Consider the following 22,029-nt stretch of genomic DNA (forward strand, 5'->3'; position numbering starts at 1 on the left):
GGTGTCTATCGTCACGGCAGGAGCTTCTGTGCGGCGCGCACGCCCGCTCCGCAGCACGCAGGGCGTCAGCCCGCTGCGGCCGTTTCGGGAGTGCCGGCCCAGAGAGCGGCAACCGGTACAGCGAGCGAACCGATGGCTCCGGCCGGCACGTACAACGCTTGCTGCGGCTCCTCGCTGTCTAAAACGTCCTGCTGCTGCGCGAGCCGGGACGCGGTGGCAGCAATCTCTCCGACCAGGTCCTCAACAGCGTGGCTCACGGGGCTGCCTTCGCAGAGGACACCGCGTTGCTCTCGTCGTTGCCGAGCTCGGTGAGCGCGAGGATGGCAGCGTGCTGCTCGGCGTCGAACCGGAGTGGGTGCTCCTGGCCGCCTACGGGGAGATCAAAACAGCCACCGACAACCCCGTACCGGGCACTGGTGACGTTCTCGGCCATTCCCAGAGTGCATATCGGGCAGTCCTTCCCATCCGTGGCACGGCGCTGTGCGGGTGGCGTGATGATCGGCGGACCAGAGCATTGTGGAGGTAGCCGCTCGTGTCCGATCACATCACCCTCGCTGACGACCCTGACCTCGCCCACCTGATCGACCTGATCGACATGCTGCCGCACCCGGAGGACTCAAGTTTCTGGGGCGAAGGCGATGACAGCATCGGGTCCAAGTTCGAGTACCGGCTCAAGGCCATCCTCCGCGGCCAGGGCCATGCAACGGACGTGGACTACCTTGCGGTCTACGTCCTGAAGTACCTCGGGCGGGGCAACAAGCACATCTCGCAGGAGCAGATCACCAGCCGTCTGCGCGGCGCGTTCGGTCTGCCTGCCGCAGGGCATGCATGGGTGGAGGACGCCACCCGGACCGCATGGACACTGGTCAACCGCTACAGCCTTCCGAACTGGCGCGGCTACCGGACCCCTCCTGGGCAGGCCTGGCTCGAAGGCTGAGAACTGCCGTACTCCCTGCACGGTCTTGATCCGGCTACGGCCACGCTGACGTGGTCGTAGCCGGGGCCTTTCACGGTCAGAGGGGATGGCTTCAGACGACTGCTGCATGCCAGCGACCAACCCCGACGCCCGATGGCTCTTCCCCAGCCGCCGGGCCGAACAGCCAGACATCACGTTGAAGACCGTCCGCAGGCCGCCGAACACCAAGGGATTCGTCGTGCTGCCCCGCCGCTGGGTGATGGAGCGGTCCCTTTCGTGGATCATGCGGGCCCGTCGGCACTGCCGGGACCACGAGAGGCTGCCGCAGGTCAGCGAATCGCTCATCACCTGGGCGTCCATCACGCTGATGACCCGCCGCCTCACCCGTAAACCCGCCCGGAAGATGGCACCTGCCGTCCCCGCCGTCATGCCGGCCGCGGTCTGAGCAACATCCAGCTCATCGTCGTCAGGCTGACGATTCTCTACTTCTCGTATGAAGATGGCGGCTTGCCCGCCGGGTGTTGTCCGCCGGGTCGGTCACCAGTTCTCTGTACTGGTCATAGGTTTTTTCGCGTAGGCCGCGATCGCGTTCTTCAGGTCGAGGCGTCGGGGTCCGGGCAGCGGGCCGAGCACACACACCGGCACCCAGTCGTTGAAGAGAGTCTGGGTGTTGTTGAAGAGAGTCTGGGTGCCGCGGCAGATGTCCGGCAGTTCCGCATAGATCGGCCATCCGGCGGGGCGGTACAGGACGTTAGATGTGGTGCGCGTCGGCCCGCGCATCTCCAGGTGGAGCGCAAGAGGATTGTGCTTGTGCACGGCCGTGTCGGTGTGGCGGGCGGTCACCCCTGCGATCGCGGACCACGGAATGCGTTGCATGCCGGAGGAGTCAGTGGCCGTGATGCCGTATCGGTCGATACGCAGAGTTCTGGCCTGCATGCCCTTCCGCAGCGCTCGACGCGAAAACCAGCCTTTCCACTCTTCTCCGGCGAACAGCGTCGACAAAAGAGCCGGCCCGAGGAAGGCAAGCCCTGCCCCCAGAGCGCCGTCGCCCACCCCCGCGAAGCCGAGCACGTAGCAGCACGCGGCGGAGAGGGCCGCGAAGAACGCTGCACCCCCCTCTGTGTTGTACTTGCTGAACTCACTGACGTCTTCGTCGCCGGTCCATGATTCTTCGAAGTGCTCCGGGACAGACTCGGTGGTGGGCGCGGCCGACGGGGTCTTCGGTCTCGTTATCCCGGGAAACAGGGAACCCAGCAGGTCGTACGCCCTCCAGAGGGACGGCAGGACCACCTGCGACCTCGCCATCCCCTCTCGTTGACGGGAGTGCGGGGTGTCGAGGAGTGTGAATGCCTCGGGGATGGTGGGCCTCGCAGCGGGGTCTTTGGCGAGTAGCGCGAGGATGAGCGGGGTGAGCCTTCCGGCACGGCCCGGCGGCCGGGGGTTCTCCAGGGCCACGGCGGCCATGGTGGCGGTCTGCGAGTCGCGCCGGAACGGAGAGATGCCCTCGACGGCGCGGTACAGGGTCACCCCGAGGGAGAACAGGTCGCTTGCCGGGGTGCCGGCAGCTTCTTTGAGACGCTCGGGGGCGATGTACTCCAGGGAGCCGATGACCGAGCTGTCGGTGGTGATCTGGGTATCGGTCAGGTGCGCGGCGATGCCGAAGTCGGTCAGCAGGATCCGGCCGCTGGTGGCCAGCATGACGTTCGCGGGCTTGACGTCGCGATGGACGACGCCGGCGTCATGGACCGCTTCCAAGGCTCTGAGAAGGGAGTCGGCAAGCTCAACGGCCTCGGTCAACAGTAGCGGGCCCTTGCCAAGCCGCTCCTCCAGCGACTGCCCGTCGACCAGGTCCATGACGATCCAAGGCTTGCCATCCTCGACGACGACATCGTGGACGGCGACGACATTCGGGTGGTGGCGCACCCGGACGGCGTTGCGGGCTTCTCGCTCGGCGTATGCGAGGCGTTTAGCCCGTTCCTCGGGGCTGCCGGTGGGGGGGAAGGCAGACTTCCTTGACGACTACGGGGGCACGCAGACGATCGTCGCGGGCTTGCCAGACCCGGCCGAAGCCGCCCCTGGCAAGCGGGCGTATGAGCTGGTAGCGGCCGGCGATAAGCCGTGGTTCGTCGGACATGGGTCAGTCCATGCCGACGCATGGGCACCCGGTGGCACGATTGGCCAGCTCCTGCTGCTGTTCCGGGAGTAACGGCATGAGAGTGGCGATAGCCCGCCCGTGGTCGGTGAGGATGAGCGGCTTACGGGTGGTGGCGACGCGGCGAGCGAGGTCGCCAAGTATCGGTCGCGCACGGGTGATCGAGAATTCCTCGGTCATGAATATAGTTTGATGAAATGACACGACGCGCCGAAAGGGCGCGGGGGCTTAAATATGCCGCCGTTTTTGCTTCCATGACGGCCGTGTGGGGTGGGGGAGGCGTTATGAGTTCAGCGGGACGGTGCGGTGTTGCTCGCGTGGCCCACATCTCGACAGGGGCTGGCAACGATCACAGGCGGCAGGTCGAAGTGATCGTCCGCGTCGCGGCGAAAGACGCCGCATCGGGTTGATGTTCGACCAGAAGCACGTCAGCCCCGCCGGTCCTCGTCCGTCAGCTTCCTTGCCCAGGCCGAGCTCGTCGCCGACGGCTTCCTCGGCCCCCGACACCCTCATCATCGGAATCGACCACGTCCGTTGAACGCTCCAAACGTTCTGACCTCAACGGACTGCGAAATCGGAAACGGGCACTTACCGGGAGCCTGGCCTGGCGCATCGAGCAGGCGAGGCCCCGTCCTCCTGGCAACAGCGTCTTCTCGGCCATTGCCTGCGGTGAATTCGGGCAGGCGGGGGCATCGGCGGCGCGCCGAGGGGCTGGGCGCTTCATGATCTGCGACAGCAGGGCGCGACGGACGGGTCCTGGCGGCAGGGGAGGCAGCCAGTGGGGGGCTCCGTGAGCGTGGTGGACGACCGGATGCGTTTCGGCGCGGGTGCCTGGGGGCTGATCCGGCGGCAGGACGGGCACGTGCTCCTCGTGCACCATGCCCGCTCGGGGCTGTGGACCCTGCCCGGAGGCAGGGTGGAGGAAGGGGAAACGCTCAGGGAGGCAGCGGTACGGGAGGTCCTCGAGGAGACCGGACTTCGCGGAGAGGCCGGACGGCTCCTGGTAGTTCGCCACGCACGTCCCGGCACCTGGTTCGGGCCACTGCAGCGCACGCGGGACTCGCTGCACTTCGTGTTCGCCATGAATGTCCCCGCGGACCAGTTCCGCAGCATCCGCCGGCAGGAAGACGAGGTCCTTGATGTCCGCTGGTGGGCACCAGACCAAGTGATGGCCGACGGCCAGCACGAGCCCGCGGTTCTCATCACGGCCGCCCTCGGAGTACTGGCGGGACAGACCGAGGGGTGCGCGTACCTGGAGGACAACGAGTTGCGGTAGGCCGACGGTGTCCAGCCCCGGCGCTGTGCCAGTGCCAGGCCGTCCTGGAGGCGATGGTCGCTGGCCATGCGACCACCGGCTGCCCGCTGCTTCCCGTGCCGACGGCCACCGGGTCCGTTCCAGTGGAAACGGCCGCGCTGAGTCGTCGCGCGTACCCCGAGCCGGAGGCAGCGGCGGCCGATGCGCCGGCCCCGATCGAACAGGCCCGCGTCCAGTGCCACCGCCAGGCCGCCGGGCCGGCGTCGGCCGCGCTGCGCCGGGCTCGTGCCGAGCGGGCCGGTGTAAGGCGCAGCATGCCGCGCTGCAGGACCGTACCCGCGAGACCGGGCCGGCGTCGGCCGGCTCGGCTATCCCGGCCGCCGTGCCGGTGACGGTGGTGCTGCCCGCGCCCCGTCCGGTCCAGGACGCCCCGCCACTCGAGCCGGAGCGCCAGGACGTGGGCGAGGGCCAGGTGCCGCTGGTGCTTGAGATCTGACTCGGCAGCAGGTCATCGACTGGCGGGCCCGCGCGAGCACGACCACCAGCTGGTGCTCGACCACATCGACGAGTACGGCGAGCTCTCGGCGAGGCGGCTGAGCCGGTTCGTCCACCAGGTCCTGCGCCTGGCGGGCACCCGCAACCTGGTCCTCGGGCACACCACCTGGGGGTGTCAGGCATGAGCGGCGGCGAGATGTCCGGTATCGCCCTGGCCCGGGTCGCGCTGCGGGCCGCGAGGAGGCGGTACGGCAGAACGGCGGCGGACAGAAGGCTCAGCACAAGCCGCGGCCGGTCCACGGTGCGGCGGGACGGGCGCGAGCCGATGGGGCTCGCAGCGGCGATCGGCGCGCTGGTCACCGAGCGGGCCTGGGAACTCCCAACCGCCGACGCCACGTTACGGGAGGGGGCGGCCATCGCCCCCGACCTCGCCGAGCACGTCGCGGCCGTCGGCTACGACGCGGACTCCGGTCGGCTCACCGTATGCCCGGAGTCGACGGCCTGGGCGACGAAGGCCCGCCTGGAGCAGGCCCGCGTCATCGTGGCCGCCAACGCCACAGCCAGTCGCACGGTCGTCCGCGCCTTACGGATCCTGCCCCCCCCGGCACGGTGCCCGCCCCCGAGCCGGCCGACGCCGATCCGGCACCCGCCGCCGCGCCCTGCGGGCCGGTACGCGCCCGGGAGAACGCCTGGGACGGCTACCGCCGCGCGCTCGCCGCACACCAGGCAGCGGCCCTGCCGCGCAGGGTGGACCCGGCCCTCGCGGAAGCGGTGGAGCGGCAGAACCGAGCGATGCGTGCCCTCAGCGCCCGCGCGTTCCCCGAGACCGAGGCCGTACCGGACGAAGTGCTGACCGCGATCGAGGTGTCTCGTGCACAGCGTCGCCACCAGGCCGCGGCGACCGAGGCCGCTGCTCTGCGCCGGGCGCGGGCCGAGCGGGCCGGTCTGCTGCCTTCCGGGCGACCCGAGCCGCTGAGCCGGCCCGCATGATCTCGCCGGGGCGGTGTGCTCGTTTTGCTCGTACTCGAGGTGCGAGGCTGCGTCCAGGGAAGGCGGGGGCCTGCACGCCAGGAGTGGGAGGGGATGAGGGTGGGGGCCTTTTCCCCGAGCTGACCGAGCTCGGACCGCTCAGCGAGCACGAGTGGGAGGCCCTGCGGTCGCTCAACCGCGCGTATGTGGACCTGCGCCAGGAGTGGGAGTCGGCGTGCGCGGCACAGGCGCCCAGCCGTCGAGATTCACGGCTTCCTAGCGCCGACGGTCTGGGTCAGTCCCCCGGCGGCGCCTTGCAGGGCGCCGCCGGGGGACTGACCCAGCAGAAGGAAGGCGGTGGTCACGGCGGCCAGGTCGGTCGTCGGCTGTGCTGGGACCTGCGCTGACCGTCTGCCCGAGAAGACACTCATCGACCTGCAACGACTGAAGAGTTCAAAAACAAGCTCAGTCGGAGATGCTGTGATGGTTCGTAAGCTCCTCGAGGCTACTGCGGATCATTCCCAGAGCCTGAGCGCGCACCACTGCGCTGACACGGTCACGGGCGTTGAGCTTGTTGCGTAGATTTTCGGAGTGTTTCTCAACTGTCCGTACAGATACGCCCAGGCGACGAGCAATAGCTACAGCAGTTAGTCCGAGTGGCCACAGCTTTAGGATTTGCATTTCCCGTGGGGTCAGCCGTACGTCGGGATCAGGAAGGGTTTTCTGTGGCGCTTGGGCTTCTTGCAGCCGCTGATTCGCGTAGGCTGCAGCCAGCAGAGGTTCAAGACGTTGGGCAACTTCCAGATCTCGATCTGAAAAGTCGGTGCTGGTACGCATAACGGCGACGGCACATTGCTTCTCCGGGTGAATAGAGAGAGGCAAGATCAGCTGGTGCGCCATACCGATACTGTCCTGCAGAAAACCGTAGGCTGAACTCGCTTTCCATGCCTTGAGGGGCAGGACATCGCTGACACGCACGCTACTTGCGATACGGCAGCTTCGGTAGCACTGCACCACTGGATGACCAAGGACATACGAGTGAAAGCCAGGCAATGTTGGGCCGATGTCGAAAAACAGGCAGGATGGGTAGCCACCCCAGTAACGGCTGCTGCAGTTACGGAAGTTGACTTCCGTGATGGCGATCGCCTCGGCCTGGAACAGTTCCGCAAGCTGCTCGCCCAGCTGCAGGCGCGGCGTCCCTGGGGCGCGAGGGTCAATGATCTGGGTAGCCAGTTGAAGCAGAGCTTCGTAGTCGTGCATGTTCAAGGAAGTCATGATCCCTTCCTGATGGCCAGCAGCGTTCCTAGCATCAGAAACCTCTGCGGGGTATACGTACTTCTCCTACCTTTTGAAGAGATTATCCCTCCCTTAGGGTCGGTTATGTCAATCTCTTCGGAGAGAAAGGAGCTCGGCCATGAAATTCCGCAGGCAGATGGCCACTGCGCTGGCTACGCTTTTTGTCACTGCAGCTACTCTGGCAGGCGCATCGGCTGCCACCGCTGACGGCCCTGACGGCGGCACACCACCGCCCTCAGGCGGGACAGTAAATCCCTGCACCTCCCAAGCCTGTCACCAGCCTGCGCCGCAGCCCGGGGGCGGGGGCGGGGGCGGGGCGAAGAAAGAACTGCCTGTTTGGGAAGCTCCGTAAAAGTTCCCCCCTGTTGGCGGTCTCTGCTTCGGCCGATGCCGACGCCTTCAGCGCGGGCCGGTGGGCCTAGTCCAGCGCATCTTGGACCAGTGGTGGGACTCCACCATCCGGCCGGACACCGGCGCTGGCTGCCCGGCATCAGCGCAGGGGAGCGTCGGAACCGCGCCCTGCGCGAACAGCGGGAGCAGTCCTTCGCCGACGACCAGCTGGCCGCAGGACTGACGGCGCTCGAAGACGCCCGGGGCCTGGCGCAGCGCCAGGCCCCGGGCCGAGCGTGCCTCGCTCAGCAAGCTGGAATTACTGCCGCTGTGGCGTGCAGTGCGGGGGACTGCGCACCACAGCCTGATCCACCAACGGAATCGTGGTGCCCTCCCGTCGCGATCGTGGCCCAAGGCGCCGCCATGCAGTCGTCGCTCGAGCCAGAACCGGTCCGAAGACGTTCACGTGCGCCCACATTCAACTCCGCAAGTAGGCCAGGGGCCCCGGAGCGCCCGGCCGAATGGGATGTGTTCGCATGTGCGGGCGCCGAGCATGTGTTAGCCACCTCGCTGAAGGTCGTTCACGTCAGACCAGCCGCCGGTGTTGACCAACAGTTGTTCGGAACGAGTACGGGCGGCGCCCCCCCGCCAGCCGGTGGCGGGAGTGGTGCTGTGAGGCATGCTCATACTCCAGTAATCGGAGGAAAGAACCTGTTCCCACTTCCGGGAATGGAAGAGTTCGGGATGGGTATTCATATGCCCCTGAGAGTGGTCAGCAGATCGGATCGCTGATGCCTTCACTGCATCGGAACGTCACCCAGCCGGCCTCCGCGACGCACATGGTGCAGGTGAAGCCACAAAAGAGGTCGGCAAGGAACATAGGCGCGGCCCCCGAGCCCGAGACTTCGGCACAACGTGGTGTTCCAGCGATGAACACGATCACAAAAGATGATCCCAGGAAGTCGACGTCTCCACCGGTACACCAAGTGGGGCGTGTTACGGAACATGGCGTCGGGAGTTCAGTGCCTCGTGCGCAGAAAGTGGCCAAAACTGAGTGGGAAGAACTAGTCGCGCAAGACGCACTACAGTTCCTTCACACCAACGAGGCATCCGTCATTCGGGACCCTCCGCCACCTCACAATCATCTCGGCTCGGATAAGTGTAACGGAGCCGTTTCCGTGCCTCCTGTGCCGAGTAATTCGAAGGCGAAGAACCAGCGGACGTTCATCCTGTTTAACTACACGGTCGAATTCCGCGAATCTGTTATCGGGTCGCAGATCGCGATAGGTAATCGCAATGCCCGGCAGTGGCAGATGAGGGACCTGCCTGGCCTCCGGCCGTACCGGCTCGCATGGCGTCCCTTCACGGGACGGAGCCTGTCCTCGTGGCCCCCTCACACCGCCATGCCCGAACCGCATCAGGCACCAGATTCTGCCGACCCGATGCGCAGGCTGGCGGTAGTGGCTCCGCAGGCCGCCGAGCTGATCCCGGTCCTGGACGACTTCAGGCGCCGACTTCGTATGCTGCGTCTCGACGAGGTGACGGTCAGGGCCGTGCGTCAGGCTGTCGCGAACGTTGAAGCGCAACTGATGCAGCCAGTCGCTGATCAAGACACCGTTCGCCAGGAACTCGCCGTCATCGTCGCGCGACTGAAAAGCGCTGCTCGGACTTTGCACCGCCCCGAGGCCGCGCGGCTGGCTGACGGCCTGCGGACCGCTTTCAACGGGACTCCCGCCAGTTTGCAGCCGGTGATCGCCGAAGAAACCGCGCACGTGCGAGACGTGATCACCAAGGATACGGCCGACCTGCGGGCCTGCTTCAGCAAAGACGCCGCCCGGTCTCGGGGAGAGGACGAGTGATGATCGGTGGAGAGGGCCCGGTCTTCCATGGGTCGGTCCATGGAAGTCAGCTTGCCTGGGGTAACCAGGATGTCAGCCAGACCCAGCACCATGCCTCGGGTATAGGTATCGAAGGGCTGCGGGAAGTAGCGCAGCTGATCTACTCCCGAGCCGGTGACCTGGGCCTGTCCCGCGAGGACGAGTCAGTCGTCCTGCAAGGTGCCCAAGCCCTTCACAACGAAGCATCTGTCCCCGCCCCCGACCCGACCCGCCTGCGCCGACTTGCCGAGCCGGTGATCAGTGCCCTTGGCACGGCACTGGCCACCGGCGTCACGGGCAGTGTGCTGGAGCTCGCACGGTCCATGCTCACAGGGTTGCAGGAGGTACTTCCGTAAGGTCACACACCGCACGCACACCGGGGCAGCTGCTGGCCCAGTTCAGCTCAATGGCCGCGCTCCGCGCTCGCTTGTCGGCGACGCCTGAACTTCGAGATTGATACTCAGCTTATTCACGGTCTGTCAGCCCGTGCCTTCATTTCGCTGATGATCTCCTCGAACTTGGGAGACTTCACGACGCCTGTGACGATCGCTTGCACCAGGACGTCATTGGCCTGGCGAGTCGTGGAGAGGTCGCGATAGATGAGAAAGGCCATGGGGCCGGAGAGAAGGGCCCACCACGGTTCTACCAGGATGGCGGCTACACAGCACAGGATGATTGCTGCCCCTCCGACGTTCACCTTGAAGTCAGCTTCGGCGGCTAGCCGGTCGTAGTCTCCGTATAGGTCCTTCGAGGATCCGTACAGGCGCGTACGGAGCTGGGGCAGGTCCTGTATGAGGGGATGCAACGCGAAAGGGGCCCGCCCTCTCCTTCCCCCCTCATAGCCGAGCCTGTCCGCGATGTAGACCAAGAGCCCATCGACTGCCGGTTTGGTCAGCTCTGCCCTAGCCGCCTCTACTTGCAAGAAGGATTCGGCACGCGTCAGCTCGTCAGGCTCCATCATGTATTGCACCTTGGGGGGAAGCCGGGAAAGCTTCCTGTGAAAACTCCCGAGCCGCGATCGAGCGTTGCGGAAAAACTTGGGGAGATTTGCGGCGTGTACCTCCAGCACGCTGCCGAGGACGTAGGCGACGAATGCGCTGGTCGCAAGGGCTGCCGGCCTCCCTATCCATCCCGCGACGCCATAGAGCAGTTTGAGGGGCTCATGGACTTCAGCCTGATCCGGGATCCTGTGGCCGAGTAGAAGGAGCAGCGACAACAGGTAGAGGTAGCCAGAGGCCATAGGGGTCCTAAGTTCCCGGAGCCCGGGCAGCAAGGATGCAAGCACACGATCATGGTTGTCTTGCATGAAGTTCGGAGTGATCAGGGACACGCCGAATGTGCTGGAGATCGTGCCGGAGAGGCGCAGCAACCGCTGCGGTGAGCACCATGAGCCTCACAGCCTCCGCGGAGGCGGCTGGATGGGGACCTGCCGGGAACTGAAGGGCGGCCGCTTCGCGCTCGCCGAGGCGAACGTCTCTGCTGGATTCCCCGGTCCCGCGCTGAGAGCGACAGGCTTCGACGGACTGCACATGAGCCACCTGGACGGATCTGGTCCGCCGCCGTGTCCTGCTGGTGATCACCTGCACGGGCCGGACTTGTCAACTGAACTTCAAGTCATGAGCGTGCTGGAGATGTCCCTGTCGGAGCTGCTCAATAAGCCCAAGGTGACGCTGGCCGCCCTGCGCGGCCCGCGGCGGATACTGCTACGGCGGCGGGACGACGAGGACCTGGTGCTGACCACGGCTGCGCGCGCCGAGCAGGACCTCGAGGTCATGGGCGCGGCCAGCCGCCTGTTCGTGGAGATGATGCGCACCTCCCCGGGCCGCACTCTGGTCCTGGGAGGTGCTGCCAGCGACGTTCCCGTGGGTGCACTACCTGCCCGCGCACGACGTGCGCGAGTTCTCCGTGGAGCTGGTCGAGGCCCTGCAGGCGGCCGTGGAGCTGGACAACACCGCCGCCGTCGCCCAGCTGATCACCGAGTGGCGGCACACCGCCGAGGTGCACGCTGACCCCGAGCTGTACGCCGCGCTGACCACCGACTCCGGCGAAGACCTTGGGCCCGTGCCTGAGCCGGGCGCCGCCGCGTGAGTCCAAAGCGCGGAGAGGAGCCGCCCCACCACCGGCCGAGGACGAGTGGGACGTCCGCTTCGCCAACGGCGACGCGGCAACGGGGTGGGAGCAGCTGGGCACCCAGGCCGCGGGCAACACCCGCGCGGCCTGGCTGCTGATGCGCACGAACCCGGCTCCGACCACCCGCACCGAACGCCATCACCGGCTCAAGGGCGAGCTCGCCCGGGGCACACACCGCAGCGAGACGATGGACCGCTGGCAGATCGAGGTCACCGCCGCCGGGCGCATCTGGTACCTGCTCGACGTCCAGCGCCGCACCGTCTGGATCGACCACGCCTCGACGAGCCACCCGAAGGCCACCGACCGGTAGTCCGCCCGGCGCCACGGAACGACGGTCAGCTGAAGCCCCTCGGAAGTTCTGGGCGCAGCATACGAAGGCACTCGGTTGCTCGGAGTCCCCGTCTCCAGGGGAAATGGGACGTCGGGCCGGTGGCGGGACGGCAGTAGGCGGGCGCCGCCGCCAGAGACGTCCTGCCCAGGCCGGGCAGCCGACGGTCTCGGGGCGCGCGTCGGGCCTCCCGTGGGGAGGCCGGGAGGGAGGGCGCGGCCCCGCCCATGCGCGGGGGGCGCGGGCGGGGCCGATGGGGGATCTCTGCCAGGGGAGGCGGGAGATCACCGCTGTTTCAGCATGGCACTGGTTTCGGCCACACAACAGAGTCGTGACTGAATTTCATAGGTGAGGCAGGTGGGCAGGTTGGGACAGCTGAGCCTTCCCTGTTGGGTCCGACGGCGTGACCTCGCTACCCGCCGCGCGTTGGAGGTTCTGTGACGACGGTGACGCTGCCTCGGTGCCGCTCATCACCTCTGGCGGTCCGCCGGCCCCGAGGCGTCCGCCGAGGGCGCCCGTCTTCGACAAGTTGGCCGCCGACTGGGTTGCCGCCGGACGTGCTGTTCCTGGCCGTGGCGACCACGAGTGGACCTGGCTGGTCACGAAGGTGCCGTGGCCCGCCCAGTAAGGTCCCGAGGAACAGGCTCCCTGCCTGCACACCAGTTCTCCAGCGCGCCCGCCTCACAGCGGGCCCTGCCGGCCTCCTAGCTTCCTGATGCCCCAGCTACTGATGGCCAGGACGCCGCCGGAGGCGAGGGAGGCGAGGAAGGGCGGGAAGCAGACGCGTAGGAGGCCGTAGCCCGACCAATCGGTGAGCTGGGGCCCCAGCACAGGAGCGGTGCCGGGAACGGGCCCGGCTGATGCCGCCGGGGCTGCCGACTCTGCTTGGGCGCGATCGACGGGAGCCATGACGGCCAGGAGCAGGGCGAGGAGAGCCACGCTGCGGCGGCCACGACGCCCGAGTGCCCCTTGGCGGCGGATTCGGCCAAGGGCAGGTGCGTAGTCACCGTGTTCTTTAAGGTTGGACATGTGGCCCCTTCGGGGGTTAGGGCCGGGCTGTGTGGTTCCTGCTTGCCCGCTGGCCACGGCAGCCCGGCCATCCGGAAGTCCACTGGCAGTTGCCGGCTCGCCTCTCCAGTGGACCGTGCCGCGATGAGGGGCTGACACATCTGACAGTCAAGTGGTTTTCCGATATTGCGTGACACAGTTAGGACCTGTGGAACTATCTGGCTGTCTAAGCAGATATGACAGCAGGGAGCCCGACGGTGCCCGCACAGATGCCGGGCTTCTTCCCGGACCCCGACGGCGCACTGCGCCGGCTGACCGATGCCGTCCAGGGGCTGCACAGGGCCGCGGGCGCGCCGTCGTACCGCAAGGTCTGCGATCGGATCAACCGGGATGACTCCTTCCCTGCGACCGTCTCGCGTCAGACACTCTCGGACATCCTGTGCGGCAGGCGTCTGACACAGTGGACAAGGCTTCATTCCGTCGTGGTGCAGCTCCTGCGTATGGACAAGTCCCAGGCCGGCTCCGAGGCCGAGGTCCTGGCTCAGTTCGAGTCCCTGTGGTCCGCTGCGGACCGCGAGAAGAACAAAAGGATCGCCCTGCCGGACGTCCCCGCGGCGCGAGCGTTCACCGCGCGGCTCCGCACCCTCGTCCTGGCCCCACTGACCAGCGTGACCGACGTCAGCGAACGGCTTCATCACGCCGGCAGCCGCATGTCACCGGGTGCGCTCGCCAACATCGCCGGCGGCATCCGCCCGCCCCAGCGGCACGAGCTCGACGTACTCCTCCACGTACTGGCCCAAGAAGGCCTGGCCCCTTCCCCCCAGGACTTCCAGGACCTGATGCGGTCCTACTCCGCCACTACGCCCCCGCCCAGTACGAGCAGTACATGGACGACGAACTGACAGCATGCCGCGCACACGCAGCAGACCTCGAAGACGAGGTCGCCGCCCTCCGCAAACAACACCACCAAGAACACCTCGAGCACCACGCCCGTCAGACCGAGGCCCACGCCACCATCGAAGAGACCGGCAGGGCGCTGCGGGAATCCGAAGAGCGAGCGAAGCGGGCCGAAGCCCTGGCGCGTCAACATGAGCGGCTCCAGGAGCATCTCGCGCTGTCGCGCCGCCTCCAGCAGGCTGCGAGGCGACAGTTGGCCATCCTGCGGGCCAGCCTCAATACCGAACGCCGACGCCGAGGACAGCTGGAGGACCGCGTCCGCCTCCTGCGCACAGAACTGACCGCCGCCCAGGAAGAAGCCGACCGCTCCCACGCCGACGCCGTACTCAAAGAAGCCGAAGCCACCGTCGCCTCCGCCCAGGCCACCATCGCCACCACAACCGCCGACCAACTGCGCCACGCCTACGGCCCATGCGGCCCCTACGTCACCCAAGACCGTCGGGAGTCCATGGCCGGATACGAAAAGCTGTCTCCCAGCAGGCACGCAAACCAGGGCGAGCTGTACATAGGGGTCAGCGCCTCCACCCTCCCCATCGAAGACCACTGCGCCTGGCGGCCGTCAGGCCGAAACATGACCGCCTGATGGCCGCGCCCGGCACGCTGCTCACCTCCCATGCGGCAGGTGTTTCGGCCACCATGAGGGCTCGGCGTCTCCTTATGACGTCCGTAGAGATCACCGTGATCTACCCGGCCCAGTACAGGACACCCGGGGAGTACAGGCCAGCGTTCGCCGGGCCACTGCTCAGCCACCCCACGGGCGCCACCCTGCCAGAGCCACATCCCCAGACTGAGGATGCCCCTTCGGGGCTCCTCATCTGGCCAACGAAGGGGAATTCACCAACTGCAGAGCAAAGCGTCGGTCGAGCTCCCGGGGCCCGAACCCGTTGGCCCTTGCTGTCGCTGTTCCGTCAGGGTAATGGCCGACACGCACGACGCCGCTGACCTGCACCGCCGTATAAATGCGGTGCTGGCACACCCAATACCTCGGCCTCGCCGTCGACGTACTGCGCGGATCAGGCGGCGACCGCGGCGCGACCGGCGGCGTACACCGCGGCCTGGGCGGCGACTCGCCGGCCGAGGTGTTCGGCGGTGGCTATGTCGGCCTTGTGGACGCCGTCCGGGCCCCGGTCGGTGTCGGTCTGCGCGCCGGCGCCCAGGTAGAAGCCGAGGCGGTTGAGGTCGTTCTCGGAGGAGGTGGTGGAGTGCCAGCCGGACGGCAGGCCGAGGTTGATCCAGTGCATGCCGTGCTGGGCGGCCAGCACGGAGAAGAACTGCAGGGTGTGCAGCTTGTCGCCGCTCTTCGCACCGGAGTTGGTGAAGCCCGCCGCCAGCTTGTCCTGCCAGGCGCGGGTCGCCCAGCGCTTCGAGGTGGCCTCGGCGAAGACGTGGAAGGCGCCGGACGCGGTGCCCATGTAGGTCGGCGAGCCGAAGATGATCGCGTCGGCGGTGTCGAGCAGCGTCCAATGCTCCTCGGTGATCTCGTCGACCTTGATCAGGTGGACGGTCGCCCCGGTGTCGGCTGCGCCCTCGCGCACCGCTTCGGCCAGCACCGCGGTGTGGCCGAAGCCCGAGTGATGGGCGATGGCGACGACCGGCGGGACGGCAGCGGCGGAAGAAGCGGTCGGGGCGGGCGTGGTCATGATGGCAGGGCTCCTTAAGGATCGTGCCGCGTGGTGCGGCGCGAGGCGGTCAATTTCATGACGGTGGGGGCTTCGCCGGCCCGTATCACCGTCGGTGTCAGCGTTGAGGTCAGCTCTCGACGGGGTACCGGCTGGTGATCGCGAGGCGGTTGAACGCGTTCATCAGGATGGCCAGCCAGGTGATGGCCGAGATCTGGTCTTCGGTGAGGACAGCCGCTGCGGCGTTGTAGTCCTCGTCGCTGACGTGCCCGTCCGACACGCGGGTGACCGCCTCGGTCAGGCGGAGGGCGGCGCGGTCGGTCTCGGAGAAGTAACCGGTCTCTTCCCATCCGGGCAGTACGGCGATCCGGTCGGGGTTTTCGCCCACCTTGAGGGCGTCGCGGGTGTGCATGCGCAGGCAGAACGCGCAGCCGTTGATCTGGGAGGCGCGGATCTTCAGCAGCTCGACCAGGAGCGGGTCGAGGCCCACTGCGGCAGCAGCCTCTTGCACCTCCGACGACAGGGCGGTGAGGGCCTTGTAGGAGGCCGGGTGCTGCTTGCCTATGTTGACGCGCTGGGGGTCGTTCATCGTTCCTTCGATTCGTCGCCCGTTTTTGCTTTCTCATCAGGGAGACGAGGTAGCCCCCGCGGGTGTGACAGCTCAGACGCGCGCGAGTTTTTCGGGATTGACGACCCTGCGGTACGCGGTGATCAGACCGTCAGTGATCTGGACCGTGTCCACGGAGTGGACCCGGCCTTCGCGGTAGGACACCAGGGCGAGCTCGCCGCCGACCTCGGCGAAGACGATGCGGTCCGGACGCCACCGGCGCCCCACACGCACCATGACCTCGGCGACGCGCTCGCCGCCGTGGATGAGTTTGCGCGCCGCGGAAACCTTGCCGCCACCGTCGGTGACGAAGACGGCGTCCGGGTGCAGGAGCTTGACCAGGCCGGCCAGGTCCCCGGCCTCGTACGCGGCGCGGAACACCGCGAGGACGCGTTCGCGCTCCGCCTTCGACGCCTGCGGCACGGACTGCTTGGCCTTGGCGACCCGTCGTCGCGCCCGCGAGGCGTGCTGCCGGGCGCCCGGCACGGAGACGTCCAGCACTTCGGCGATCCTGGCGAACTCGAGACCGAAGACATCGTGCAGGACGAAAGCCACCCGCTCCGGCGGGCTCAGCTCTTCCATGATCAGCAGCATGGCCGAGCCGACGGACTCATCGACGAGTACCGGCTGCGACGCGTCCGGCCCCGTCAGCAGCGGCTCCGGCAGCCACGGCCCGACATAGCTCTCCCGACGGAAACGGGCACTCTTGAGAATGTCGTACGACCGCCGCGCGGCCACCGTCACCAGCCAAGCCCCCAGGTCACCGACGTCCTGCAGATCCGCTCCGGCCGCCCGCAACCACACGTCCTGGGTCACGTCCTCGGCATCGGCCACGCTTCCCAGCAGTCGGTAGGCCACACCGAAAACCGCAGGCCGGTGCCGCTCCCAACCGGTCCCGAGCGAATCCTCCCGCTCAGACCGTCCGGGCCCGTGTCCGTCACACATACCGATCGCGACCTCCTCCAAGGTGCGGACCAGCGTAGCTATCCGAACTCGGGACCTTTGAAGACCCCTCCGCACAAGCGAGCAAGTCCGCTCAGGCCGACGACGTAGGACGGCGGTATCTCAGAGTGGGAAAGGGCGGACTTGTGAAAGACCCACTTAGGCCCGACCGGTCGCCACGCTCATCGGAGGCTTCGGGGCGGTCGAGCAGTGCTGGTAAATCTCATCGGAACCGGCCGGTGGGCACGGGACGAGCCCACCGGCCGCCATAGGCACTGAGCCTGGCGCCCAAGATCCCCGGCGGAGTCAAGCGCTTACAGGACCGCCATCGGGTATCGCCGACTGCGACTTGTGCTGTTGTTCTGCGGATGGAGACGTTCGCGCAGATAGGCGGGGATCGGTACGAACTCGCCGACGGCCAGAGGCCGGGGTATGGCGGCAGGCTCATCGTCCGGCTCGTCGCCGTGGTGCGAGGGGCGGCGGGAGTCGTATCGCGCCTCGATCGCCTTCCACTTGGCCGCCGCCTGTTCGCGCTCGTGCTCTTCCCGCTTCGCGGTCAGCAGTGTCGATGCGCCGACGGACTCCGCATGACGCGTCACGATGGCCTGGGCGGTCTCGAACGGCAAAGAGGTGTCCATGCCTGGTCCTCCCCTGCCGACGGCCGCGAACCCGGCGGGCCCTGGCGACGGCCTTGTGCTACTTCGGGGGCTTGTCGTCGTCGCGCAGCACGACGTAAAGGAAGCCGACAACGGCGGCGGCGATCGCAATTGCGCTCCCCAACGCAGGATCGCGGTACGCGGCGTAGCAGATGATCACAGCCACGACGGTGAGCAAAAGCAGGGTGCGGGCATCCATGCTGGACCACTCCGGTGGTTCCCGGGGGCCTGCCACGGAGCACCCTCCCGGAGGCATCGTGGCGGGCCCCGATTCCATGAACCCTGCCGCACACGCGACAAGGCCCACCTCTCCTTTGAAGAGGCGGGCTTTGTCAAAGATGGGCTTCTCAGTGCGAAGCCATATCACCGAACGAAGAGTTCTAGCAAGCCCCGAAGTTGCTGCCAGCGCTGACCTGCGCAAATAGGGAGAGCAGCGGAGGGAAAGAGCCCTCCCAGGACCCTCCCCTCCCCGTCAGCGCGTCGTGACCAGTCCTCGTGCTTGGCCATCTGTGCACCCCTGCAGGGGGTGTGACCCAGGTATGCGTCAAAGGGGCAATGAGTTGATCTTGAGCGGCGGAGGGCCTGTAGGGCACGAGATCAGCGGTCGCCCCTGACTGTCCCTGGCTGGCACCGTGTCACCGCTCTTGCCGGATTCGTTGTCCGTGGGTATGAGGGGTGAGGAGTACGTCGAGGCGGCGGCCGAGCTGGAGAAGCAGGTGGTTGCCGCGGTGGTGGGCTTCGTCTGCGGCCGACTGACCCGAGGAGGAGGCCGTGGCCTAGGTAAAGGCCATCGAGCGGGAGGCCGAAGGCATCTCCGCGGTCGCGGCCGCCGCCGAGCTGGTGCTCATGGAAGAGCAGCAGCGCCGGTCGCAGGCGGTACTAGAGGAGCAGGAGCGGCGGACCTGACACCCGCCTTGCCCCGCACCGACGGGAACGATCTACTCGCGGAGCGGGTACCCAGCCCACCGGACAGACGCTATTCGCCGATGGAGACGAACCGCTTCACCAAACTCTCGAACTCGCCCTCCGGCGGCAGTTCACCGTGCGGGGTCGCCGTATCCACGAGAACAGGCAGGGCCTCTGCGAGCTGATCGGCGTACTCCTGTACCGAAAGGCCCGCTGCCCCGGCAGCCTTGGCAAGGGCGCTCTCGGGCAGGGCGCTCAGCAACTGTTCGCCGGTGACTGGCACGTTGGCGACGCTGTCGCTGACCCACGAGCCCACATGGTCCGCGTAGCCCTGATCCGCCAGGTGGGTCAGGAGCGCACCCAGGTTGTCGCGGATCACCGGGTAAGAAATCTCCGACGTCACTCCATGCCGCCCCTCGGGCGAAGCCTCGGCGCCAAGCTCCCGCACTCGCTCCTCCACGGGCGCCACCATGGCACTTTTCGGCCCCAGAGTCACCTTCACGTCGTCAGCGAGAGAGTTGACGCCTTTAAGAATTTGGGCACGCGCATTTTCATCGTAATTGTCCGGCTGTGATGGCATTTTCCTGCCTCCTTTACGCGTCGCTGAGTGTAGTGACGCGATCACGCTGAGCGTACCCCACGAGCATGCCCATGCCGGGTACTGCTGACCCTTTGCCGGCTCGGCTATCGCTCTCACAAATGACCATCTGTGAGAGTTCTGAGAACGACCCGACCGCGATCACATTTCCGCAGGTCGCCGTTCGCAAAAGCCCTCTCCAAACCCGCGCGTTGTGCGAGGCACTTCTGAGAGACTGCCTTCATGGATTTGACGCCCGATCAGGCCGCATTCGCGGTAGAACGTCACGACTGCCCGAACTGTGACGCGCCCGCCGGCAGCGCCTGCCGCACCCGGGGCGGGAAGACCGCCGCGAAGTACCACACCCCCTGCTTCGTCCTCGTCCCCGCGCTCCGCGAGGAACTGGAGATCCCCGTCCCCGCCGACCGGCACCCGGGCCGCGCGTGGAAGCAGGGCCCGGCGCTCGCCGCCGTGCCCGCGCCCCGCACCGAGCGGCCGGTGAGGATCGGGTACGCCCGCACCTCGACCGCCCGCCAGGAGCTGGCGAGCCAGCTCGAAGCCCTCCACCGCGCGGAGTGCCACAAGGTCTTCAAGGAACAGATCAGCACCCGCATCAAGGTCCGGCCCGAGCTGGAGAAGGCGCTCGCGCTGGCCCACCAGTTCAAGGAGGCCGCGCCCGAGACGCCGGTGATCTTCACGGTGCATGAGCTGAAGCGTCTGGCCAGGAACGCGGCCGAGCTGATGACGCTGTCCGCTGAGCTCCAGGCCGGCGGTATCCAGCTCGAACTCCTCACCGGTCCGCTCACCGGGATCTACGACCCCAACGGCATGGGCGCCATGTTCTTCGCCGTCCTCGCCGTGGCCGGGCAGATCGAGCGCAACTACATCCGGGAGAAGACCCTCGAAGGCCAGGTCATCGCCGCGTCCAAGGGCAACCACGGCGGACGCCCGAAGGTCATCGACGACGACATGCTCACCTTCGCCGTCGCCCTCAAGGACAAGGGCGTCCCCGTCCCCGAGATCGCCAAGAAGCTCACCATCAAGGTCGGGAAGAACGCGGGCAAGTCCCCCTCGGTCGCCTCGCTGTACCGGGCCCTCGCGGAAGCCGAGGCCACCGCGGTGGACGACGGCCTGCCGCTGCGGCCCAAGCCCGTCCGCATCCGCCGGCCCGAGGGCCCGCTCACGCCCGAGGAGATTGACCTCCGCGACCGGCTCCAGGCCCAGCCTCACCCGAACGCCGGAGGTACCTCTCGTGGGTGATCTCCAGGCCGTCCGCGCGCAGGAGTACGCGAAGGTGTACGACGAACTCCTCGGTGCCGCCGCCCGGCTCGACATGGTGCGACGCCTGGAAGGCGGAAACGTCGACGCTCACGCGACCGCCGCCATGCACGCCGTCCGCTTTGCGGCCACCATCCTGTGGCCGACCGTCCCGAACACCCCGCCGCCCGGATACCGCCACGACAGCGAACGCCTGCTCAAGCTCGCCGCGAACTGGCGCGAGGCAGCACTGGAACTCGGCGAGTTCGCCCCAGAGCGCCCCGCCCTCCGGCTCGTCAGCGACACGACGCCGCCCGTCCGCCGACCATGATCAAATGCTTAGCGTTAATGGCTGTACCGACGTTCCCCAAGCCCGGTCCTCGGTTCGAGGAGGCACTGAGGACGGCGCGGGAGGTCAAGGCGCACGCCCCGCACTGCCGGGTGATCTTCACCGTGTACGAGATGAAGCGGCTCGGCCGCGACGCCGCCGAGCTCACCGCGCTGGCCGACCACCTCACCGCCCACGGCGTGCTCCTGGAGATGCTCGCCGGGCCCCTGCCCGGCATCTACGACCCCACCGGCCCCGGCAAGCTGCTGTTCGCGTTCTTCGCGGCGATGGCGGAGACCGAGCGGGAGAACATCCGCGAGTCCACGCTGGAAGGGCTCGACACCGCGGCCCGCAAGGGCAAGCACGGCGGCCGGCCGCCGGTCATCACCGACGACATGCTGCACACCGTGCTCCGCCGCCGTGCGGGCGGGGAGTCCGTCGAGCAGATCCAGCCCGACCTGATCATCCCCACCGGCAAGCGCAAGGGACGGAACCCGTCGGTGGCCAGCTTCTACCGGGCGCTCGCCGAGCACGCCAAGCGGGAGGCGTACCCCGAAGCCGTCGAGGCGGCCCATGCCGACTTCGCCGCCCTCCAAGGCTGCGAACTCCCCAGCCCGCGCACTCCGCAGCAGACGGAGCCCGCCCGGTGACGACCGGGCTTGGTACGTCGGTACAGCGGTTGGCGCTGAGATTGACCTTGGCACCGGGTGACCGGCTCAACAGCGGGTCACCCCGGTGGCAGTCCTCGGAGCTCAGGACAGAAAGGCGCTGATCGCTTCGAACATCTTCACTGCGGAGGAGCCCTTCCAGGTGCCGTTCCAGGCTGTCTCTTTCGGCTTCGGCCAGCTGGAGAGCTTCACTCCGACCACCTGGGTTCGCCGGTTGATGTAGACCAGCTGGCCGTAAACGCCGATGCAGAGCACTACGTCGGGATCGCCCGCGCGGGACCAGAACATGTTGCGGAACTTGCCGTCGAGCATCCCCAGCTCGGGGTAATTGGGGTCGTCCCGGAATGCCTGCGCGGAGTCGGACGCGCCGGCGAAGATGCCGTCCACCCATTCCGGCTTCACCACTTCCACTCCGGTGAGCGACGTGCCGCCCTTGCAGATCATCGCCCCGAACCGGGCCAGGTCATGAAGAGTGGCGCAGATGCCGCCGTCGAACGCTGAGGTGCCTTGGCTGTCGACGGTGACGTAGGCACCGGAATCGGAGGCCCCCAGCTTCGACCAGAGCAGTTCCGAAACCAGTTCCCAGAAGGGCTTGAACCGGCCGCGCATGGCCTTGTCGTAGGCCTCCTCGCAGACCCAGCCGAGCACGGCGGTTTCACAACTACGGTACGTGAAGGGCCCACCATGGGGACGCTTCGGGACCGCGCGCAGGTCTCTGAGGAAGTCCTTGACGTTGTCTTTGTCGCCAGAGGCCAG

The 22,029-nt window shown here is 67.3% G+C and carries 29 protein-coding genes and 3 pseudogenes; 16 read left to right on the forward strand and 16 right to left on the reverse strand.

What is annotated here, in order from left to right:
* Window positions 1-65: 65 nt before the first annotated feature.
* Both ACIGXW_RS32605 and ACIGXW_RS32610 read right to left on the reverse strand, forming a co-directional pair.
* Window positions 66-257, reverse strand: a complete 192-nt coding sequence (locus ACIGXW_RS32605; RefSeq protein ID WP_399576530.1) for a hypothetical protein — start codon at window positions 255-257, stop codon at window positions 66-68.
* Window positions 254-433: a hypothetical protein gene (locus ACIGXW_RS32610; RefSeq protein WP_399576531.1), complete on the reverse strand. Its 180-nt coding sequence runs from the start codon at window positions 431-433 to the stop codon at window positions 254-256. The genes ACIGXW_RS32605 and ACIGXW_RS32610 overlap by 4 nt, the downstream gene beginning before the upstream one ends.
* Before the next feature lie 99 nt (window positions 434-532).
* Here ACIGXW_RS32610 and ACIGXW_RS32615 point away from each other — a divergent pair, with 99 nt between their 5' ends.
* The gene (locus ACIGXW_RS32615) at window positions 533-937 is read left to right on the forward strand and encodes a hypothetical protein (protein WP_399576532.1); all 405 of its coding nucleotides are present in this window, start codon (window positions 533-535) and stop codon (window positions 935-937) included.
* A 166-nt stretch (window positions 938-1,103) separates the two neighbouring features.
* Window positions 1,104-1,355 (forward strand): annotated as a pseudogene (locus ACIGXW_RS32620) (IS5/IS1182 family transposase); the annotation flags it as partial.
* Between the two features lie 98 nt (window positions 1,356-1,453).
* Here the strand turns inward: ACIGXW_RS32620 and ACIGXW_RS32625 are convergent.
* Window positions 1,454-2,860 (reverse strand): annotated as a pseudogene (locus ACIGXW_RS32625) (serine/threonine-protein kinase); the annotation flags it as partial.
* A 193-nt stretch (window positions 2,861-3,053) separates the two neighbouring features.
* Window positions 3,054-3,248, reverse strand: a complete 195-nt coding sequence (locus ACIGXW_RS32630; protein WP_399576533.1) for a type II toxin-antitoxin system prevent-host-death family antitoxin — start codon at window positions 3,246-3,248, stop codon at window positions 3,054-3,056.
* A gap of 610 nt (window positions 3,249-3,858) precedes the next feature.
* Between ACIGXW_RS32630 and ACIGXW_RS32635 the strand changes: the two genes are divergently transcribed.
* The 5 genes and pseudogenes from ACIGXW_RS32635 (at window position 3,859) to ACIGXW_RS32655 (ending at window position 6,194) form a co-directional block, all read left to right on the forward strand.
* Window positions 3,859-4,344, forward strand: a complete 486-nt coding sequence (locus ACIGXW_RS32635) for an NUDIX hydrolase (RefSeq protein WP_399576534.1) — start codon at window positions 3,859-3,861, stop codon at window positions 4,342-4,344.
* 464 nt (window positions 4,345-4,808) lie between these two features.
* Window positions 4,809-5,003, forward strand: coding sequence for a hypothetical protein (locus tag ACIGXW_RS32640; RefSeq protein WP_399576535.1), 195 nt, complete (start codon window positions 4,809-4,811; stop codon window positions 5,001-5,003).
* 140 nt (window positions 5,004-5,143) lie between these two features.
* A pseudogene (locus tag ACIGXW_RS32645) lies at window positions 5,144-5,350 on the forward strand (DciA family protein); the annotation flags it as partial.
* 77 nt (window positions 5,351-5,427) lie between these two features.
* A complete protein-coding gene (locus ACIGXW_RS32650) occupies window positions 5,428-5,808 on the forward strand; it encodes a hypothetical protein (protein ID WP_399576536.1) in 381 nt (126 codons plus the stop codon).
* Window positions 5,809-5,891: 83 nt separating this feature from the next.
* Window positions 5,892-6,194, forward strand: a complete 303-nt coding sequence (locus ACIGXW_RS32655; protein ID WP_399576537.1) for a hypothetical protein — start codon at window positions 5,892-5,894, stop codon at window positions 6,192-6,194.
* Between the two features lie 58 nt (window positions 6,195-6,252).
* Here the strand turns inward: ACIGXW_RS32655 and ACIGXW_RS32660 are convergent, their stop codons facing one another.
* The 3 genes from ACIGXW_RS32660 to ACIGXW_RS32670 all read right to left on the reverse strand — a co-directional run bounded on the left by ACIGXW_RS32660 (window position 6,253) and on the right by ACIGXW_RS32670 (window position 8,356).
* Window positions 6,253-7,062, reverse strand: coding sequence for a response regulator transcription factor (locus tag ACIGXW_RS32660; protein ID WP_399576538.1), 810 nt, complete (start codon window positions 7,060-7,062; stop codon window positions 6,253-6,255).
* 420 nt (window positions 7,063-7,482) lie between these two features.
* A complete protein-coding gene (locus ACIGXW_RS32665) occupies window positions 7,483-7,725 on the reverse strand; it encodes a hypothetical protein (RefSeq protein ID WP_399576539.1) in 243 nt (80 codons plus the stop codon).
* 460 nt (window positions 7,726-8,185) lie between these two features.
* Entirely contained in the window at window positions 8,186-8,356 is a 171-nt protein-coding gene (locus tag ACIGXW_RS32670) for a hypothetical protein (protein ID WP_399576540.1), read from the reverse strand.
* Window positions 8,357-8,600: 244 nt separating this feature from the next.
* Between ACIGXW_RS32670 and ACIGXW_RS32675 the strand changes: the two genes are divergently transcribed.
* Both ACIGXW_RS32675 and ACIGXW_RS32680 read left to right on the forward strand, forming a co-directional pair.
* Window positions 8,601-9,272: a hypothetical protein gene (locus ACIGXW_RS32675; RefSeq protein WP_399576541.1), complete on the forward strand. Its 672-nt coding sequence runs from the start codon at window positions 8,601-8,603 to the stop codon at window positions 9,270-9,272.
* A complete protein-coding gene (locus ACIGXW_RS32680; RefSeq protein ID WP_399576542.1) occupies window positions 9,272-9,646 on the forward strand; it encodes a hypothetical protein in 375 nt (124 codons plus the stop codon). Before ACIGXW_RS32675 ends, ACIGXW_RS32680 begins: the two co-directional genes overlap by 1 nt.
* Window positions 9,647-9,759: 113 nt before the next feature.
* Here the strand turns inward: ACIGXW_RS32680 and ACIGXW_RS32685 are convergent, their stop codons facing one another.
* Window positions 9,760-10,530 (reverse strand): hypothetical protein, encoded by a 771-nt coding sequence (locus ACIGXW_RS32685; protein WP_399576543.1) that lies wholly within the window; start codon window positions 10,528-10,530, stop codon window positions 9,760-9,762.
* A gap of 602 nt (window positions 10,531-11,132) precedes the next feature.
* Here ACIGXW_RS32685 and ACIGXW_RS32690 point away from each other — a divergent pair.
* Entirely contained in the window at window positions 11,133-11,378 is a 246-nt protein-coding gene (locus tag ACIGXW_RS32690) for a DUF6247 family protein (RefSeq protein ID WP_399576544.1), read from the forward strand.
* Window positions 11,344-11,730: a hypothetical protein gene (locus ACIGXW_RS32695; protein ID WP_399576545.1), complete on the forward strand. Its 387-nt coding sequence runs from the start codon at window positions 11,344-11,346 to the stop codon at window positions 11,728-11,730. The genes ACIGXW_RS32690 and ACIGXW_RS32695 overlap by 35 nt, the downstream gene beginning before the upstream one ends.
* A 699-nt stretch (window positions 11,731-12,429) precedes the next feature.
* Here the strand turns inward: ACIGXW_RS32695 and ACIGXW_RS32700 are convergent.
* Window positions 12,430-12,687 (reverse strand): hypothetical protein, encoded by a 258-nt coding sequence (locus ACIGXW_RS32700; RefSeq protein ID WP_399576546.1) that lies wholly within the window; start codon window positions 12,685-12,687, stop codon window positions 12,430-12,432.
* A gap of 326 nt (window positions 12,688-13,013) precedes the next feature.
* On the opposite strand from ACIGXW_RS32700, the gene ACIGXW_RS32705 reads away from it, so the two are divergent.
* Together ACIGXW_RS32705 and ACIGXW_RS32710 are read left to right on the forward strand one after the other, a co-directional pair.
* Window positions 13,014-13,658, forward strand: coding sequence for a hypothetical protein (locus ACIGXW_RS32705; protein ID WP_399576547.1), 645 nt, complete (start codon window positions 13,014-13,016; stop codon window positions 13,656-13,658).
* Window positions 13,643-14,296 carry a hypothetical protein gene (locus ACIGXW_RS32710; RefSeq protein WP_399576548.1) on the forward strand — a complete coding sequence of 218 codons (654 nt, stop codon included), beginning with the start codon at window positions 13,643-13,645 and terminating at the stop codon, window positions 14,294-14,296. Before ACIGXW_RS32705 ends, ACIGXW_RS32710 begins: the two co-directional genes overlap by 16 nt.
* Before the next feature lie 430 nt (window positions 14,297-14,726).
* Here ACIGXW_RS32710 and ACIGXW_RS32715 read toward each other — a convergent pair whose 3' ends face one another.
* The 6 genes from ACIGXW_RS32715 to ACIGXW_RS32740 form a co-directional block, all read right to left on the reverse strand.
* Window positions 14,727-15,353 (reverse strand): flavodoxin family protein, encoded by a 627-nt coding sequence (locus ACIGXW_RS32715; protein WP_399576549.1) that lies wholly within the window; start codon window positions 15,351-15,353, stop codon window positions 14,727-14,729.
* Window positions 15,354-15,462: 109 nt separating this feature from the next.
* The gene (locus tag ACIGXW_RS32720) at window positions 15,463-15,921 is read right to left on the reverse strand and encodes a carboxymuconolactone decarboxylase family protein (protein WP_399576550.1); all 459 of its coding nucleotides are present in this window, start codon (window positions 15,919-15,921) and stop codon (window positions 15,463-15,465) included.
* 72 nt (window positions 15,922-15,993) lie between these two features.
* Window positions 15,994-16,884: an RNA polymerase sigma factor SigJ gene (gene sigJ / locus ACIGXW_RS32725; protein WP_399576551.1), complete on the reverse strand. Its 891-nt coding sequence runs from the start codon at window positions 16,882-16,884 to the stop codon at window positions 15,994-15,996.
* Between the two features lie 311 nt (window positions 16,885-17,195).
* Window positions 17,196-17,519: a hypothetical protein gene (locus ACIGXW_RS32730; RefSeq protein WP_399576552.1), complete on the reverse strand. Its 324-nt coding sequence runs from the start codon at window positions 17,517-17,519 to the stop codon at window positions 17,196-17,198.
* Between the two features lie 58 nt (window positions 17,520-17,577).
* Window positions 17,578-17,736, reverse strand: coding sequence for a hypothetical protein (locus ACIGXW_RS32735; protein WP_399576553.1), 159 nt, complete (start codon window positions 17,734-17,736; stop codon window positions 17,578-17,580).
* Between the two features lie 777 nt (window positions 17,737-18,513).
* Entirely contained in the window at window positions 18,514-19,023 is a 510-nt protein-coding gene (locus tag ACIGXW_RS32740) for a YidB family protein (protein ID WP_399576554.1), read from the reverse strand.
* 240 nt (window positions 19,024-19,263) lie between these two features.
* On the opposite strand from ACIGXW_RS32740, the gene ACIGXW_RS32745 reads away from it, so the two are divergent.
* From ACIGXW_RS32745 to ACIGXW_RS32755, 3 genes are read left to right on the forward strand one after another with little or no spacing between them, the layout of a single operon-like run.
* A complete protein-coding gene (locus ACIGXW_RS32745) occupies window positions 19,264-20,280 on the forward strand; it encodes a recombinase family protein (protein WP_399576555.1) in 1,017 nt (338 codons plus the stop codon).
* Window positions 20,273-20,608 (forward strand): hypothetical protein, encoded by a 336-nt coding sequence (locus ACIGXW_RS32750; protein ID WP_399576556.1) that lies wholly within the window; start codon window positions 20,273-20,275, stop codon window positions 20,606-20,608. The genes ACIGXW_RS32745 and ACIGXW_RS32750 overlap by 8 nt, the downstream gene beginning before the upstream one ends.
* A 17-nt stretch (window positions 20,609-20,625) precedes the next feature.
* Window positions 20,626-21,255 carry a recombinase family protein gene (locus ACIGXW_RS32755; protein WP_399576557.1) on the forward strand — a complete coding sequence of 210 codons (630 nt, stop codon included), beginning with the start codon at window positions 20,626-20,628 and terminating at the stop codon, window positions 21,253-21,255.
* 102 nt (window positions 21,256-21,357) lie between these two features.
* On the opposite strand, the gene ACIGXW_RS32760 is transcribed toward ACIGXW_RS32755, so the two are convergent.
* Window positions 21,358-22,029, reverse strand: a complete 672-nt coding sequence (locus tag ACIGXW_RS32760; protein ID WP_399576580.1) for a serine hydrolase — start codon at window positions 22,027-22,029, stop codon at window positions 21,358-21,360.

Origin of the sequence: Streptomyces sp. NPDC053079 (assembly GCF_044546695.1) — a bacterium.
Taxonomy (GTDB): Bacteria; Actinomycetota; Actinomycetes; order Streptomycetales; family Streptomycetaceae; genus Streptomyces.

What these genes read in the sequence shown, in the direction of transcription:
- ACIGXW_RS32610 (WP_399576531.1), bottom strand. Translation starts at nt 433, where the DNA reads ATGGCCGAGAACGTCACCAGTGCCCGGTACGGGGTTGTCGGTGGCTGT.
- ACIGXW_RS32630 (WP_399576533.1), bottom strand. Translation starts at nt 3,248, where the DNA reads ATGACCGAGGAATTCTCGATCACCCGTGCGCGACCGATACTTGGCGAC.
- ACIGXW_RS32660 (WP_399576538.1), bottom strand. Translation starts at nt 7,062, where the DNA reads ATGACTTCCTTGAACATGCACGACTACGAAGCTCTGCTTCAACTGGCT.
- ACIGXW_RS32680 (WP_399576542.1), top strand. Translation starts at nt 9,272, where the DNA reads ATGATCGGTGGAGAGGGCCCGGTCTTCCATGGGTCGGTCCATGGAAGT.
- ACIGXW_RS32685 (WP_399576543.1), bottom strand. Translation starts at nt 10,530, where the DNA reads ATGGCCTCTGGCTACCTCTACCTGTTGTCGCTGCTCCTTCTACTCGGC.
- ACIGXW_RS32710 (WP_399576548.1), top strand. Translation starts at nt 13,643, where the DNA reads ATGGACGACGAACTGACAGCATGCCGCGCACACGCAGCAGACCTCGAA.
- ACIGXW_RS32715 (WP_399576549.1), bottom strand. Translation starts at nt 15,353, where the DNA reads ATGACCACGCCCGCCCCGACCGCTTCTTCCGCCGCTGCCGTCCCGCCG.
- ACIGXW_RS32720 (WP_399576550.1), bottom strand. Translation starts at nt 15,921, where the DNA reads ATGAACGACCCCCAGCGCGTCAACATAGGCAAGCAGCACCCGGCCTCC.
- sigJ (WP_399576551.1), bottom strand. Translation starts at nt 16,884, where the DNA reads ATGTGTGACGGACACGGGCCCGGACGGTCTGAGCGGGAGGATTCGCTC.
- ACIGXW_RS32730 (WP_399576552.1), bottom strand. Translation starts at nt 17,519, where the DNA reads ATGGACACCTCTTTGCCGTTCGAGACCGCCCAGGCCATCGTGACGCGT.
- ACIGXW_RS32735 (WP_399576553.1), bottom strand. Translation starts at nt 17,736, where the DNA reads ATGGATGCCCGCACCCTGCTTTTGCTCACCGTCGTGGCTGTGATCATC.
- ACIGXW_RS32740 (WP_399576554.1), bottom strand. Translation starts at nt 19,023, where the DNA reads ATGCCATCACAGCCGGACAATTACGATGAAAATGCGCGTGCCCAAATT.
- ACIGXW_RS32745 (WP_399576555.1), top strand. Translation starts at nt 19,264, where the DNA reads ATGGATTTGACGCCCGATCAGGCCGCATTCGCGGTAGAACGTCACGAC.
- ACIGXW_RS32755 (WP_399576557.1), top strand. Translation starts at nt 20,626, where the DNA reads ATGGCTGTACCGACGTTCCCCAAGCCCGGTCCTCGGTTCGAGGAGGCA.